Source organism: Kribbella sp. NPDC050124 (genome assembly GCF_044460355.1).
In the GTDB taxonomy this organism is placed as follows: domain Bacteria; phylum Actinomycetota; class Actinomycetes; order Propionibacteriales; family Kribbellaceae; genus Kribbella.
The window spans coordinates 202871-217305 of record NZ_JBITJU010000015.1 but is presented as its reverse complement, the minus strand read 5'-3'; the positions used below and the strand labels follow the sequence as shown (position 1 = coordinate 217305).

Sequence of the window (14435 nt, the reverse complement as noted above, 5' to 3'; positions counted from 1 at the left end):
GGGGGGTGGGCGCCCCCACCCCCCCCCCCCCCCCCCCCCCCCGGCCCCCCCCCCCGCCCCCCCCCCCCCGGGGGGGCCCCCCCCCCCCCCCCCCCCCCCGCGCGCGCGGCCGCCCCCCCCCCCCCCCACGCCGTTTCACGCCAACGGAACCTCCACCTCCGCGACAGTGCCGTGCGGTTCGGCGTCCCGCAGCCGCATCCACCCGCCGGCAGCTTCCACCCGGATCCGCCGCGACGCGAGACCGAGGTGACCGTTCCGTAGCCGGGCGTCGAGGTCCACTCCCCCGAGTCCCCGCCCGTCGTCGATCACGCGAAGCCTGGCCACCCCGTCGGTCCGGGCCAGTTGTACGACGACCTTGTGAGCCGCGGCATGCTTCACGACATTCGTGAGCAACTCGCGAACCGTGACCAGCAGCAACTCGTCCACCGCCGTACGGGTCGACTCGTCCCAGTCCTGCGTCTCCACGTCGACCGAAAGCCGCCCGCGTGAGCGCGTGGAGTCGGCCACGTCCTCGAGGACCGGCAGCAATCCGGCCGACTCCAGCGCCACCGGGTGCAACTGGGACATCGTGGACCGCAACAGCCGGGTCGTCTCCGCGAGGGCGAACTCGACTCGCTCGAGACTTTCGGCGTCACCGCCGAGCGCCGGCTCGACCTCCTGGCGGGCAGCCAGCACGTACTGGAGAGCTCCGTCGTGCAGCGTCTCCGCCAGGTTCCGTTGTTCGCGCTGCTCGATCTGAACCATGTCCTCCACCAGCTGGCTCCGCTCCTCGAGCAGCCTGGTGATCGTCAGAACCCGGGATCGTTGCAGCGCCGACAACAGCACACAGGCCAGCCCGACGACAGCGAGCAGCACGGCGGCCAGTACGACGTACGAGATCGGCTCCTCGTCCATCGGCCGGATGAGCAGCCCGGAGACAAGGTAGGCGACCACCGTCGGTGCCGTCGCAAGAGCACAGACCAGCGGGCTGAGCTGTGTCGCGGCCAGCAGCGGGACCACGAAGAGACCGTTCAGCAAGGTGTACGCCGTCCAGGTCGTGTCTGCGGATGCGTCCGCAACCAGGGACAACCCGGTCAGCGTGATCACGTCGACCGAGAGGGCCAGCCAGGTGTACGGCATCAGGCCCAAGCCGCGTCGCTGGACCGCCGCGGTCAACACACTCCAGAGCACGTAGGCGATGACGATCACCCAGCACAGCAAGCGGTGGTGATCGGGTGGTTCGGTCACCAGGACCGCCACCAGGAACGCGGCGAGCAGCAGCCTCAACATCCCCTGGATCCGGACCCCTCGGTCCGGCATTGCGGCGATCGGGTCCGAACCGGTCATTCGAGCAGGCCCCGTCGCATACCTTCGGCCACGGCGGCGGCGCGATCGGAGACCCCGAGCTTCTCGTAGAGCCGTTGGGTGTGGGTCTTGACCGTACTGGCGCCGAGATACAGCTCGGCCGCCAGTTCGGGGATGGACAGCCCGCGGGCGAAGCCGGCCAGTACCTGCTGTTCCCGCTCGCTGAGGACTGGACCGGCAGACGCCGCCCGTAGCCTGATCTGATCGGCCAGCCCGGCAGCCAGCTCCGGCGGGACCACGGTCTGGCCCTGGCCCACCCGCCGTACCGCGTCGACGATCTCCGAACGGCGAGACTCCTTGGACAGGTAGCCCTGCGCACCCTCCTCCAAAGCTCGGAAGACGACCGCGCTGTCGGTGACGGCTGACAGGATCAGCGCCCGGGTGGGCAGCCCCTCACGGACGATGGCATGCACCACGTCAAGTCCGGTCAGGTCAGGCATCTGGTAGTCGACCACGGCCACGTCCGGGCGCTCCGCGGCGATCACCTCGAGGCCTCCCCGCCCGGTTTCGGCCTCGCCGACCACCTCGAGATAGCCGGATTCACGCAGCCCCCGGATCAGCCCGTCCCGGAAGAACGGGTGATCGTCCACCACAACCACCCGCGCCATCTCTCGCGCGCCGGTACTACGCCCGCTCGCCGTCATGTCCCGCCCCCAGTCCCCAGCATGCCGCCGCCGTCCCGCGCTGGTCCAGAGCGACGCAGCTCCCCCAATCGGGGGACCCCGGGGTCAGCCGGTGCAGGGCCCGCTCGGTGGATGGGGCCGAGGCGCCAACCGGGCGAACCTGATTGGCGAGCCGGGAACGCCTCGGCACCAAGAACAAAGGAGCAACCATGAACCACAAGGCAACCCTGCTGGAGACGGGCCGTGACGACGACCGCGGACACCGCGCGCCACGGCTGCAACAGACCATCTCCGTCGTCGAGCGCCGTACGCCGACGCGGCCGCGGAAACCCGCCTACGGAGTCGTCTGGCCGGCCGTTTGAACCAGCCGCCCGGCCGGCTTGACCTTGACGCTGCGTCAACCCTCCACCCTGGTGAACGGAACGACTCGAGTAAGGAGACCAATGATTCGGGTGCAGGGACTCGAGAAGTCGTACGGGAAGGTCGAGGTGCTGCGGGGCGTGGACTTCGAGGTGGAGCGGGGCAGCATCTTCGCCCTGCTCGGCGCGAACGGGTCGGGCAAGACCACGACGGTGCGGATCCTCGCCACGCTCCTGAAGGCCGACGCCGGGACGGCACGGGTGAACGGCTTCGACGTCGGCACGCAGCCGGCCGACGTGCGCGAATCCTTCAGCCTCACTGGGCAGTTCGCCGCCGTGGACGAGATCCTCAGCGGGCGGGAGAACCTCGTGCTCGTCGCGAGGCTGCGTCACCTCGAGAACCCGGGCGCGATCGCGGACGACCTGCTGGAGCGGTTCTCGCTGACCGACGCGGGTGGGCGGAGGGTGTCCACCTACTCGGGCGGGATGCGTCGCCGCCTGGACCTCGCGATGAGCCTGATCGGGAGTCCGCCGGTGATCTTCCTGGACGAGCCGACGACCGGTCTCGACCCCGAGGCGCGGATCGAGGTGTGGGAGGCCGTGAAGCGGCTGGCCGGGCGCGGGACCACGGTGCTCCTCACCACGCAGTACCTGGAGGAGGCCGAGCAACTGGCCGACCGGATCGCGATCCTGCATGAGGGCCGGATCATCGCCAACGGCACCCTTGCCGAACTCAAGCGGCTGCTGCCGCCGGCCAAGGTCGAGTACGTCGAGAAGCAGCCCACCCTCGAAGAGGTCTTCTTCGCGGTCGTCGGCGCCGGAACGAAGTAGGGAGCGACCATGGCCACGCACTTCTTCAGCGACACCGCCGTACTCACCGGACGCACCCTGCGCCACGTCACCCGCAGCGTCGACACCATCATCACCACCGCGATCATGCCGATCGCCATGATGCTGATGTTCGTCTTCGTGTTCGGCGGCGCGATCAACACCGGTCCGATCAAGTACGTCAACTACATGCTGCCCGGCATCCTGCTCATCACGGTCGCGTCAGGGGTCGCCTACACGGCCTTTCGGCTGTTCATGGACATGCAGCGCGGGATCTTCGAGCGGTTCCAGTCCATGCCGATCGCTCGGCCGGGCCTGCTGTGGGCGCACGTGCTGACCTCGCTGTTCGCCAACGGGATCTCGCTCGTGATCGTCGTGGGCGTCGCGCTGCTCCTGGGCTTCCGCTCGGGCGCCGGAGTGCCGGCGTGGCTCGGGGTTGCCGGCATAGTGCTTCTGTTCACGCTGGCGCTGACCTGGCTGGCCGTCATCCCCGGTCTCACCGCGAAAACCATGGAAGGCGCGAGCGCGTTCTCCTACCCGCTCCTCTTCCTGCCCTTTCTCAGCTCGGCCTTCGTGCCCACCGAGACCATGCCCGGCCCGGTGCGCTGGTTCGCCGAGAACCAGCCGGTGACGTCGATCGTCAACACGATCCGCGACCTGTTCACCCAGCAGCCGGTCGGCGACGACGTCTGGACCGCCCTCGCGTGGTGTGTCGGCATCCTCGTCGTCGCCTACGGCCTCGCGATGGTCACCTATCGCCGCAAGATCGCCTGAGGCAGGCTGAGACCCATGCTCACCATCAGCCAGCTGGCGGCGTACGCGGGAGTGACGGTGCGGGCGGTACGCCACTACCACCAGATCGGGCTGCTGCCGGAACCCGAGCGCGACCAGTCCGGGTACCGGACCTACAACTCTGCCGCGGTGGTGCGACTGATCCGGATCCACACCCTGGCCGATGCCGGCGTGCCGCTGGCCCGGGTGCAGCAACTCCTCGATGCCGGTCCGGAGGAGTTCGCCGCTGGTGTCGAGGAGATCGACAAGCAACTGCGTGCGGAGGTACGGCGGCTCCAGGGCAACCGGAAGCGGATCGCCAGGCTCGCCGCCGGAGAGCACCTGGCGCTTCCGGACAGCGTCGTGGGCTACCTCGACCGGCTCCGTGGTCTCGGCGTCGAAGAGTGGTACATCGAGCTCGAGCGGGACGCCTGGATCATGGTCGCCGCCCAGATGCCGCACCTGGTCGACGCCGTGATCGACATGAAGCACGCGGCGCTGGAAGACCCCGACATGGTGAAGCTCTACAGCCTGCTGCGCGGCGGACTCGACTGGCAGCCGGACGATCCGCGGATCGTCGAGCTGGCCGACATCATGGAGCGCCTGATGATTCGCGCCGTGGAGGCCGGTGAAGTGGGTGCCGATGTCTTCGACGACCAGTTCGTCGCACTGATGGACGCGACCATGGCCGAGTCCGCACCGGGTGCCAAGCAGCTTCTGGCGATCCTGGAGGAGCGCGGCTGGAAGGGCTGGACCCGCATCGAACAAGTGCCGGCCGACCGGCTCACCACCCCGCCGGACCATTGACCGACCGCTAAACCCGTTCGCCGTCGAGCGGGTTGCCGGCCATCCTGGCGCTGAGGCCGGACTGGACTGCGTGTGCGGCGGAGCTGTCGGCCTTCCGCTCGGCCCGCGCCTGGAAGCAGGCGAGAAACTCCTCGGCCAGCCCGAGACGCGGGTGCTGCCGGAGTACGTCGGCCCGGAAGTCAGGACTCAACTCGTCGAAGTCCCTCCCCACGATGTCCAACCCCGCCGCCCGCGACAGCAAGTGACCTTCGGGATCGACCGCCGCGTCCACGCCGAAGCGGCCCATCAACTCCGGCCTGAAATGGCCCATCGACAGCGGGCTGCGGGTGCGTACTGTCGACGGCATGCGTGCCATCACTGCTCAGGACCCCAAGGCCGGCGTCGACGGATTGTCCCTGACCGACCTCCCCTATCCCCACGCCGCTGAGAACGATGTCATCGTCCAGGTCCACGCGGCCGGCTTCACCCGCGGTGAGCTGGACTGGCCCGGGACCTGGACCGACCGCGCCGGCCACGACCGCACCCCAAGCGTGCCCGGCCACGAGCTGTCGGGGGTCGTCGTCGAGCTCGGCTACGGCACCACCGGTCTCACGGTCGGCCAGCGGGTCTTCGGGCTGGCCGACTGGACGCGCAACGGCTCCCTCGCGGAGTACGCCGCTGTCGAGGCTCGCAACCTGGCCCCGCTCCCCGCCGGTGTCGACCACGTCGCCGCGGCGGCGTTGCCGATCTCCGGTCTGACGGCTTGGCAGGCCCTGTTCGACCACGCCCACCTGAAGACCGGCCAAACCGTCCTCATTCACGGGGTCGGTGGAGCTGTCGGCACCATCGCAGTACAGCTGGCTCGCGAGGCCGGCGCCCACGTCATCGGCACCGGCCGAGCCGCCGACCAGAAGGCGGCGTCCGATCTGGGCGTCCACGCCTTCCTCGACCTGGACGGCGACCGTCTGGAGGATGCGGGCCAGGTGGACGTCGTGCTCGACGTGATCGGCGGCGAGATCCGCGATCGCTCCACTGCCCTGGTGCGCCCCGGCGGCACCCTCGTCACGATCGCCGATCCGCCGGCCGTTCATCCCGAGGGCGGCCGGGCCATCTTCTTCGTCGTCGAGCCCAGCCGTGAACAGCTCGTCCAACTCGCCACCCGCCGCCACGACGGCCGGCTCACGCCACTCGTGACGACCGTCCGCCCGCTGGCCGACGCCCCCGCCGCCTTCACGACCCGCGGCCGGACCATCATCACGGTGACCTGAGGCACTTTGTCCGGGCACTTTGTCCGGGCCGCCCGGTAATGTCCTGGCTCGTGGACGATGGGGAGCGCATTCAGGAACTTGCCGATCGGATCGTCGTACTGCGGGACGCCTACTACCGCGGTTCGCCGACGGTGGCCGACGCGGAGTACGACGCGATCGAGGACGAGCTGCGGACGCGGATCGAGGCCACCCCGGAGCTGGCACCCGACCCGAACCCGCTGGACCAGGTCGGCGCGCCCACGGTGCTGCACGCGCCGGTCCGGCACTCGCGGCCGATGCTGTCGCTGGAGAAGGCGACCCGGCCCGAACAGGTCGAGGCCTTCTTCAGCCGCTTCCCCGGCCAGTCGGTGGTCGTCATGCCGAAGCTGGACGGCCTGTCACTGGCCCTGGTCTACGAGAACGGCCGACTCGCGCGAGCGGTCACGCGCGGCGACGGGACCACCGGCGACGACGTGACGCCGCTCGTCCGGGCGCTCACGGACGGGGTCCCAGAGCGGCTCGACGTACCGGACCGGACTGAGGTGCGCGGTGAGGCAGTCATGCTGCGCTCCACCTTCGCCGCCTACAACGCGGCCCACCCCGACAAGCCGCTCATCAACCCGCGGAACGCCGCCGCGGGCACTCTTCGCGCCAAGGACGCCGCCACGGTCGCCGAGCGGCGCCTGCAGTTCTTCGCCTTCGATCTGCTCAGCGACTCCAACGACGCCGACACCGACCTCGAGCGCGCGCTGCAGACGATGGGCTTCACCGCAGCCGACATGCGGCACTGCGATGACGCCGCTGCGGCGCAGTCGGTGATCACCACGATCGAGGAGCAACGCAACGACCTCGACTACGACCTGGACGGCGCCGTCCTGCGGCTGGCCGATCGCGACGCCTACGCTGCCGCCGGCACCCGGTCCAGCTCGCCACGCGGCGCCCTGGCGTACAAGTTCGCCGCCGAGGAGAAGACCACCGTGCTCGCCGACGTGGTCTGGGACGTCGGCAAAACCGGCAAGATCGCGCCGGTCGCCTGGCTGGAGCCAGTCTTCGTCGGCGGTACGACGGTCACCCGCGCGACGCTGGCCAATCAGGAAGTGATCCGCGCGCGCGACATCAAGATCGGCGACACCGTGCTGGTCCGTCGCGCCGGCGACGTGATCCCGTTCGTCGCCGGCGTACTCGACGCGTCCAAGCGCACCGGAGCCGAGCGGGACATCGTGCCGCCCAGCGTCTGCCCATCCTGCGAGCAGCCGCTGATCGAGCAAGGCAACAGCCGCGAGCTGTTCTGCACCAACGTCGCCTGTCCCGCCCAGACCGTACGGCGGCTGATCCACTGGGCGTCCCGCGCGGCCGCCGACATCGACGCGATCGGCGGTGTCTGGATCGAACGACTGGCCGAGGCCGGGATCCTGGAGCACCCGTCGGACTTCTACCAGCTGACCGCCGAGCGGTTGCTGGAGTTCGACCGCATCGGCGAGGTCTCGGCCGCCCGGATGATCGAATCGATCGACGCGAGCCGCCAGGTCGGACTGCGCCGGGGACTGATCGGCCTCGCGATCCCGATGGCCTCCGAGGGCACCGCAGCCAGGCTGTGCCGAGCCGGATTCGCTTCCCTGGAAGCGGTCGCCGACGCGGGCGTCGACGGGGTGGTCGCAGTCGACGACATCGGCCCGAAGGTGGCCGCCTCGCTGATCGAGCACCTCACCCGGTTGCGCCCGGAGCTCGAACGGCTCCGCGCCGCCGGCGTCTCGCTCGACGTCCGCGAGGAAGACCTCCCACCGGTCGTCGCGGCCGGTGCACCGCTGGCCGGCAAGACCGTCGTCGTCACCGGCTCGATCAGCGACCCACGCTCCGGCGAGAAGGTCACCCGCCCGGCCTTCCAGCGCCTGTGCGAACGCGCCGGCGCGACCATCGCCTCGTCGGTCTCGGCAAGCACCGACCTGCTCATCACCGGCGCCGACGTCGGTGCGTCCAAACTCACCAAGGCCGAGAAACTCGGCGTCACCGTCGTCGACCAGTCCGAGATCTGGCAACAACTGCAAGCAGCCGACCTACTCCCCCGCTGACCCCCGGGAAGGGCATATGACGAACGGCAAGCACCGCGAGGCGACCGGCTTCCAGGAGCAGGCGCCGTACGACGAATCCATCGACCTGCGGACCGACTTCGTGATGATCTACGGCCTCAACGACACCACGCCGGAGCGCATCGCCCGGTGGCGCGAGGCCGGCTATCGCGTCCACCTGATGACCGGTATCTCCTGGGGCACCTACCAGGACTATCTGGACGGCCGGTGGGACGGCTCCGACCACTGGGCCGACGCGCAGACTGCCGGCGACGGAGCACCGATCCTGCACGGCCACAGCACCGACATCCCGTACATGGTCCCGACGTTCGGCTTCACCGAGTACCTGGTGCAGAAGCTGCGCCCGATCATCGAGCTCGGGGTCGAGGGCATCCATCTCGAAGAGCCGGAGTTCTGGGCCCGCGCCGGCTACTCGGAGTCGTTCAAGCGGGAGTGGCAGGCCTTCTTCGGCGAGCCGTGGCAGCCCCCGCACAGCACCGCCGAGGCGCACTTCCGCGCCGGGCAGCTCAAGCAGCACCTGCTGTCCCGCAGCCTCGACCGAGTCACCTCCGTGCTGCGTGACGAAGCGCTCCAGCAGGGCCGCCAGGTGCACTTCTACGTCCCGACGCACAGTCTCCTGAACTACACCCAGTGGCAGATCATCAGCCCCGAGTCCCGCCTGCGGACGCTGCCGTCGATCGACGGCGCCATCGCGCAGGTGTGGACCGGGACCTCCCGCACCCCCAACGTGTACGCCGGAAAGGTCGCCGAACGCACGTTCGAGACGGCCTACCTGGAGTACGGCATCGCCCAGGATCTCACCCGCGGCACCGACCGGCGGATGTGGTTCCTGCACGACCCGATCGAGGACCACCCGGACCGCACCTGGGAGGACTACCTCGCCAACTGGCAGCGCACCCTGATCGCCTCGCTGCTGCACCCGGGCGTCTCGCGGTACGAGGTGGCGCCGTGGCCCAACCGGATCTTCAACCGCCCCTACCTGTGCGACGGATCCACCGAACGGCACCTGATCCCGCCGGACACCGCCACCAGCTACCTGATCGCCATGAACAGCCTCCGCGACGTGGACCAGCCCGAGGTGCGCTGGCCGCACGAAGGGCCTCGGATCGGGATCGCGCTGTCGGACACCGCCATGTTCCAGCGCTGGTCCCCCGGCGGCGAAAGTGGGCACTACGACGGGCTGCAGGACGCTCTGGCCGTGGAAGGCCGCGAGCAGCTGCACTTCTCCGACTTCTACGGGCTGGCCCTGCCACCGCTGTGCGACGGGCAGCGGGTCTGCCCGGTCCAGCTGGAGAACGTGATCGACACGCCCGATGCGCTGGACGACGTCGACGTACTCGTTCTGAGCTACGAGTTCCAGAAGCCGCTGGCGCCGGGCATCCACTATGCGTTGGCCGGGTGGGTCAGCCGTGGCGGCAGTCTGCTGTACGTCGGCGACGGTGCCGATCCTTACCACGAGATCCGCTCCTGGTGGACCGGCCGCTACGACACCTGCGCCGATCACCTGGCCGAGGCGCTCGGCGCGGACCGCGGGGCCGACGGCGTCCAGCCGATCGGGCAGGGCCGGGTCCGGTTCCTTCCGTCCCGGCCGGCCGACTTCACCGAGTCACCGGAACGCGCCGACGAGTTGGCCGCCGCGATCCGTGAGCTGGCCGAGGCGGGCGGGCACACCTGGAAGTCCACCAACTGGCTGGCTGTACAGCGCGGTCCGTACCTCGTCGGAGCCGTCCTGGAGGAGGCCGGCGGCTCGCACGTGATCGAGGGCAAGTACCTCGATCTGCTCGACCCACAGCTGGGCGTCGTCCGGCAGCGGGAGCTTGGCCCCGGCGAGCTGACCTGGCTCCGCGACCTGACGTACGACGAGGAACCACTGCTGCCCTCCGCCGGCCGGGTCGTGGACTGGGAACACGATCAGACCGGGATCCGCTTCGGCTGCGAGGCACCCCGCGGAGTGCAGGTCACGACCGCGCTGCGCGTCCCCACCGAGCCTCGGGCCGTGCGAGCTGACGGCGCCGACGTCACCGACCTGCGGTACGACGCCGACCTCGGCGTCCTCTGGTTGCGACACCCCGGTCAGCCCGCCGGAACCCGGATCGAGCTCACTTACTGAGCCGCGGCGTACTCTCGGGAGAGACGCGATCGTGCTCAGGGGGCCGACAGTGAGCCAGCCAGCCAGGCAGTCCGAGTATCCCGACCACATCGATGCCGCGGTCCTGAAGATCGCCGGCGTCGTCGTCCTGGGCGCGGTGATGTCGATCCTCGACATCACCGTCGTCAACGTTGCCCTGCCGACCTTCCAGGACGAGTTCGGCACGCCCGACAACCCGGTGTCGTACTCGCACGTCGCCTGGACGGTCACGGCGTACACGCTCGCGCTCGCGACCGTGATCCCGCTGACCGGGTGGGCGGCCGACCGGTTCGGCACCAAGCGGCTCTACATGACCGCGATCCTGCTGTTCACCGCCGGGTCCGCCCTGTGTGCCACCGCGTCGACCATCAACATGCTGATCGGCTTCCGCGTCCTGCAGGGACTGGGCGGCGGCATGCTGATGCCGCTCGGCATGACCATCATGACCCGAGCCGCGGGGCCGCACCGGATGGGGCGGCTGATGGCCATCCTCGGGGTGCCGATGCTGCTGGGCCCGATCCTCGGCCCGATCCTGGGCGGCTGGCTGATCGAGGTGGCGAGCTGGCACTGGATCTTCCTGATCAACGTGCCGCTCGGCGTGATCGCGCTGATCTACGCCTGGTTCGCGCTGGCCAAGGACAGCCCGGAGCCGTCGGAGTCGCTCGACGTCGTGGGCGTGGCGCTGATGTCCCCCGGCCTGGCCCTGTTCCTCTTCGGCGTGTCGTCGCTGCCCGCCGAGAACGGTGACTTCGGGGCGCCCCGGGTCTGGGTCTCGATGCTCGTCGGCGTGCTGCTGATGGCGGCGTTCGTCTGGCACTCTTTCCGGCCGGAGCATCCGCTGCTGGATCTGCGGCTGTTCCGCAACCGCAACCTCACCATCTCGATCATCACGATGTTCCTGTTCGCGGCGGCGTTCTTCGGCGGGCTGCTCCTGGTGCCGACGTACTTCCAGCAGATCCGCGGCGAGTCCACGCTCGACGCCGGCCTCCTGGTGGCGCCGCAGGGCCTCGGCGCCATGGTGACGATGCCGATCGCCGGGCGCCTGGTGGACAAGGTGCCGGTGGGCCGGATCGTGCCCTTCGGGCTGCTGCTGATCGTGGCAGGCATGTTCGGCCTGACCCAGGTCACCGCGACCACGCCGTACCCGCCCCTGATGGTGATGCTGGTCGTGATGGGCTTCGGGATGGGCGCCACCATGATGCCGTTGTTCACCTCGGCGCTGAAGACGCTGGCCGGTCCCCAGGTCGCGCGCGGCTCGACCCTGCTCAACATCACCCAGCAGATCGCCTCGTCCTGCGGGGTCGCGACGATGTCGGTCATCCTCACCAACCAGCTCAACGACTCGCCGGTCATCCCCGGAACGCCGGGACTCACCGAGACCCAGGCCGCGATCTTGTCCAACACCCAGCCGGAGGCGATCGCCCCGCTGCACATCGACCCCGCCACCATCGCCCGCGGGCTGGAGGACGCGGCGGCGGCGTTCGCGCAGACCTTCTGGGTCGCCTGGGTGCTCGTGGCGCTGACCCTGATCCCGGCGCTGATGCTCCCCCGCAAACGCGAGAGATCCCACCTCCTCGACAAGGACGCACCACCCGCCGTGGCCGACTGACGCCAGGCGCCCGAAAAAGTTTGGCGAAGCTGTCGAAGACCAGGCCGTGGCTTCGAGGTAGCGGCATCAGAGCAACCTCGAAAGGATGGTCCGAGATGACCGAGTACGAGTTCCCACCCGTCCCCCAGCCCAGCGACACCCTGCGCCGGCTCGACCGGCTGGTCGGTGAGTGGACCGTGTCCGGAGGCACCGTCGGCACGGTGACCTACGAGTGGATGGAAGGCGGCTACTTCCTGCTCCAGCGGGTCCTGATGCACCAGCAGGGGCACGAGATCAACGGCCTGGAAGTGATCGGGCACGAGCGGCCCTTCGGCGCCGCGCCGGGCGAGGACCTGAAGTCCAGGTTCTACGACAGCGAGGGGAACACCCTCGACTACGTGTACGAGCTCGAGGGCGACACCCTGACGATCTGGGGCGGCGAGAAGGGCTCACCGGCGTACTTCCGGGGGACCTTCACCGACGGCGATACGCGGATGGACGGAGCGTGGGTCTACCCCGGTGGCGGCGGCTACCAGTCCACCATGACCAGAAGCGACCGAGGAGGCGACCAGTGAAGTACATCCTGCTGGCCTACACGAAGAAGGCCGACTGGGAGACGGTGGACACCAGCAGTCCGGAGTTCCTCGCGATGTGCCAGTTCTACGAGGACATCGGCCGGGAGCTCACCGAGTCGGGCGAGTTCGTCTCGACCGAGGGCCTGGCCGACCCGTCCCTGACCGTCACCGTCCGCAAGGGCGACAAGGGCGCGGTGGCCGTCGACGGCCCGTACGCCGAGTTCAAGGAAGTCCTCGTCAGTTACGCCATCGTGGACACCGCGACCCACGACCGGGCCCTGGAGATCGCCGCCCGGATCGTCGAGGCGATCGGCGACACCGTCGAGGTCCGCCCGATCCCGGACGGGCCGGACGGGAGCTGACGTGACCGGACGGATCGAGGACCTGCTGCGTGAGCTCGCGCCGCAGGTCCTCGGTGCCCTGGTACGGCGGTACGGCCACTTCGACACCGCCGAGGACGCAGTCCAGGAGGCCCTGCTGGTCGCCGCGACCGGTTGGCCGACGGACGGTATCCCGGACGATCCACGGCCGTGGCTGATCCGGGTCGCGTCCCGCAAGATGATCGACCTGTTGCGCCAGGACCAGGCCCGCCGGGAGCGCGAGGCCATCGATGCGGCCCGGCAACTCCCGCCGCCCGAGGGCACTCCGTCGGCGGACCAGGACGACTCGCTGGTCCTGCTGTTCCTCTGCTGCCACCCGGCCCTCAGCCGCGAGTCCCAGGTCGCCCTCACGTTGCGGGCGGTCGGCGGTCTGACGACCGAGGAGATCGCGCGAGCCTACCTGTTGCCGCTGCCAACGATGGGCCAGCGGATCAGCCGCGCCAAGCAGCGGGTCAAGGCCGCCGGATCGACCTTTCGACTCCCGTCCCCGGACGACCGGGCCGAGCGCCTGGACGCCGTACTGCAGGTCCTGTACCTGATCTTCAACGAGGGCTACACGGCCACCGCAGGGCCGGAGCCGAACCGGGTGGAGCTCTCCGCCGAAGCCATCCGGCTGACCAGGATGCTGCATCGGTTGCTGCCCGCCGACGGCGAGGTCGCCGGTCTGCTCGCACTGATGCTGCTGACCGATGCCCGGCGGCCGGCCCGTACCGATGACGACGGCGGACTGATTCCGATGCACGAGCAGGACCGCCGCCGCTGGAATGCCGAGCTGATTGCTGAGGGCACCGAGCTGCTGACGGCGGCGATGACGCGTGGAGAGCCCGGCCCGTATCAGCTGCAGGCCGCGATCGCCGCCGTACACGACGAAGCGGCTGATGCCGCGAGCACCGACTGGAAGCAGATCCTCGGGCTCTACACCCTGCTGGAGCGGCAGACCGACAACCCGATGGTCACCCTGAACCGCGCCGTCGCCGCCGGCATGGTCCACGGCCCCGACGCCGGCCTCCGCCTGCTCGACACCCTCGCCGCCGACCCTCGATTCACCCAGCACCACCGGCTCACCGCAGTCCGCGCCCACCTCCTCGAGTCCGCCGGCGACGTCACCACGGCCGCGGAGCACTACCGCCTGGCCGCCACCCAAACCCCGAGCCCCCTGGAGCGCGACTACCTCGTCACCCGCGCCGACCGGCTGTCCGAGACCGATCCGACGAGTTCTCTGTGAGCCGGAGGTGTCGAATTCGGCCCGCCGCCGATCGTCTTCTTCGTGAAAGGACTTCATCGAGAAGGGACATGACCATGGCAGCGACCGTGAGCGCTATCGACATCGCGGTGACCGACGTGACCGCCGCGATCGAGTTCTACCGGCGGCTCGGGCTCGAGTTCGTCCGCGACGAGCACTGGCCGAACGACCACGCGGGGTGCGACCTGCCGAATGGTGTGCACCTGATGCTCGACTCCGACGACCTTCGCGGCAAGACCACCAACGGCTGGTCGCCACCCGCGACGGGACGGGTCTTCCTGACCTTCGAGCAGGAGTCCCCGGCTGCCGTCGACGCCAAGTACGCCGAACTCGTCGCCGCCGGCGTCACCGGACTGCAGGAGCCGTACGACGCGCCATGGGGAATGCGGTACGCGACCGTGGCCGACCCGTCCGGGAACGGCGTCGACCTGTTCGCCACTCTGCCCACCGACTGACCCGAGTCCGGCCAGACTGAT

15 protein-coding genes are annotated in these 14435 nt (G+C 69.6%); 12 read left to right on the top strand and 3 right to left on the bottom strand.

The features are described from left to right. Positions 1-135: 135 nt before the first annotated feature. Both ACIBL3_RS30195 and ACIBL3_RS30190 read right to left on the bottom strand, forming a co-directional pair. Positions 136-1326 carry a sensor histidine kinase gene (locus tag ACIBL3_RS30195; RefSeq protein WP_396357086.1) on the bottom strand — a complete coding sequence of 397 codons (1191 nt, stop codon included), beginning with the start codon at positions 1324-1326 and terminating at the stop codon, positions 136-138. Next, positions 1323-1934 (bottom strand): response regulator, encoded by a 612-nt coding sequence (locus ACIBL3_RS30190; RefSeq protein ID WP_396357085.1) that lies wholly within the window; start codon positions 1932-1934, stop codon positions 1323-1325. The genes ACIBL3_RS30195 and ACIBL3_RS30190 overlap by 4 nt, the downstream gene beginning before the upstream one ends. A gap of 242 nt (positions 1935-2176) precedes the next feature. On the opposite strand from ACIBL3_RS30190, the gene ACIBL3_RS30185 reads away from it, so the two are divergent. From ACIBL3_RS30185 to ACIBL3_RS30170, 4 genes are all read left to right on the top strand, one after another. Further along, positions 2177-2329 carry a hypothetical protein gene (locus ACIBL3_RS30185; protein ID WP_396357083.1) on the top strand — a complete coding sequence of 51 codons (153 nt, stop codon included), beginning with the start codon at positions 2177-2179 and terminating at the stop codon, positions 2327-2329. 81 nt (positions 2330-2410) lie between these two features. Beyond that, a complete protein-coding gene (locus ACIBL3_RS30180) occupies positions 2411-3157 on the top strand; it encodes an ABC transporter ATP-binding protein (protein ID WP_396357082.1) in 747 nt (248 codons plus the stop codon). Positions 3158-3166: 9 nt separating this feature from the next. Next, the gene (locus tag ACIBL3_RS30175) at positions 3167-3928 is read left to right on the top strand and encodes an ABC transporter permease (protein WP_396357081.1); all 762 of its coding nucleotides are present in this window, start codon (positions 3167-3169) and stop codon (positions 3926-3928) included. Positions 3929-3943: 15 nt separating this feature from the next. After that, positions 3944-4732, top strand: coding sequence for a MerR family transcriptional regulator (locus ACIBL3_RS30170; protein WP_396357080.1), 789 nt, complete (start codon positions 3944-3946; stop codon positions 4730-4732). A 7-nt stretch (positions 4733-4739) separates the two neighbouring features. On the opposite strand, the gene ACIBL3_RS30165 is transcribed toward ACIBL3_RS30170, so the two are convergent. After that, on the bottom strand, positions 4740-5078 hold the full coding sequence (locus tag ACIBL3_RS30165; protein WP_396357079.1) for a hypothetical protein: 339 nt from the start codon (positions 5076-5078) through the stop codon (positions 4740-4742). On the opposite strand from ACIBL3_RS30165, the gene ACIBL3_RS30160 reads away from it, so the two are divergent. The 8 genes from ACIBL3_RS30160 to ACIBL3_RS30125 all read left to right on the top strand — a co-directional run bounded on the left by ACIBL3_RS30160 (position 5077) and on the right by ACIBL3_RS30125 (position 14414). Next, the gene (locus ACIBL3_RS30160) at positions 5077-5979 is read left to right on the top strand and encodes an NADP-dependent oxidoreductase (protein ID WP_396357077.1); all 903 of its coding nucleotides are present in this window, start codon (positions 5077-5079) and stop codon (positions 5977-5979) included. The genes ACIBL3_RS30165 and ACIBL3_RS30160 overlap by 2 nt on opposite strands. Before the next feature lie 50 nt (positions 5980-6029). Then, positions 6030-8027 (top strand): NAD-dependent DNA ligase LigA, encoded by a 1998-nt coding sequence (gene ligA, locus ACIBL3_RS30155; RefSeq protein ID WP_396357075.1) that lies wholly within the window; start codon positions 6030-6032, stop codon positions 8025-8027. A 16-nt stretch (positions 8028-8043) separates the two neighbouring features. Beyond that, positions 8044-10155, top strand: coding sequence for a hypothetical protein (locus ACIBL3_RS30150; protein WP_396357074.1), 2112 nt, complete (start codon positions 8044-8046; stop codon positions 10153-10155). A gap of 49 nt (positions 10156-10204) precedes the next feature. Beyond that, on the top strand, positions 10205-11782 hold the full coding sequence (locus ACIBL3_RS30145) for a DHA2 family efflux MFS transporter permease subunit (protein WP_396357073.1): 1578 nt from the start codon (positions 10205-10207) through the stop codon (positions 11780-11782). Positions 11783-11877: 95 nt separating this feature from the next. Beyond that, positions 11878-12336 carry a hypothetical protein gene (locus ACIBL3_RS30140; protein ID WP_396357072.1) on the top strand — a complete coding sequence of 153 codons (459 nt, stop codon included), beginning with the start codon at positions 11878-11880 and terminating at the stop codon, positions 12334-12336. After that, entirely contained in the window at positions 12333-12698 is a 366-nt protein-coding gene (locus tag ACIBL3_RS30135; RefSeq protein ID WP_396357071.1) for a YciI family protein, read from the top strand. The genes ACIBL3_RS30140 and ACIBL3_RS30135 overlap by 4 nt, the downstream gene beginning before the upstream one ends. Before the next feature lies 1 nt (position 12699). Beyond that, positions 12700-13941 (top strand): RNA polymerase sigma factor, encoded by a 1242-nt coding sequence (locus tag ACIBL3_RS30130; protein ID WP_396357069.1) that lies wholly within the window; start codon positions 12700-12702, stop codon positions 13939-13941. A 74-nt stretch (positions 13942-14015) separates the two neighbouring features. Continuing rightward, positions 14016-14414, top strand: a complete 399-nt coding sequence (locus tag ACIBL3_RS30125; RefSeq protein ID WP_396357068.1) for a VOC family protein — start codon at positions 14016-14018, stop codon at positions 14412-14414. The last annotated feature ends 21 nt before the right edge of the window (positions 14415-14435 follow it).

What these genes read in the sequence shown, in the direction of transcription:
- ACIBL3_RS30195 (WP_396357086.1), bottom strand. Translation starts at nt 1,326, where the DNA reads ATGACCGGTTCGGACCCGATCGCCGCAATGCCGGACCGAGGGGTCCGG.
- ACIBL3_RS30185 (WP_396357083.1), top strand. Translation starts at nt 2,177, where the DNA reads ATGAACCACAAGGCAACCCTGCTGGAGACGGGCCGTGACGACGACCGC.
- ACIBL3_RS30180 (WP_396357082.1), top strand. Translation starts at nt 2,411, where the DNA reads ATGATTCGGGTGCAGGGACTCGAGAAGTCGTACGGGAAGGTCGAGGTG.
- ACIBL3_RS30175 (WP_396357081.1), top strand. Translation starts at nt 3,167, where the DNA reads ATGGCCACGCACTTCTTCAGCGACACCGCCGTACTCACCGGACGCACC.
- ACIBL3_RS30170 (WP_396357080.1), top strand. Translation starts at nt 3,944, where the DNA reads ATGCTCACCATCAGCCAGCTGGCGGCGTACGCGGGAGTGACGGTGCGG.
- ACIBL3_RS30160 (WP_396357077.1), top strand. Translation starts at nt 5,077, where the DNA reads ATGCGTGCCATCACTGCTCAGGACCCCAAGGCCGGCGTCGACGGATTG.
- ACIBL3_RS30165 (WP_396357079.1), bottom strand. Translation starts at nt 5,078, where the DNA reads ATGCCGTCGACAGTACGCACCCGCAGCCCGCTGTCGATGGGCCATTTC.
- ACIBL3_RS30150 (WP_396357074.1), top strand. Translation starts at nt 8,044, where the DNA reads ATGACGAACGGCAAGCACCGCGAGGCGACCGGCTTCCAGGAGCAGGCG.
- ACIBL3_RS30140 (WP_396357072.1), top strand. Translation starts at nt 11,878, where the DNA reads ATGACCGAGTACGAGTTCCCACCCGTCCCCCAGCCCAGCGACACCCTG.
- ACIBL3_RS30125 (WP_396357068.1), top strand. Translation starts at nt 14,016, where the DNA reads ATGGCAGCGACCGTGAGCGCTATCGACATCGCGGTGACCGACGTGACC.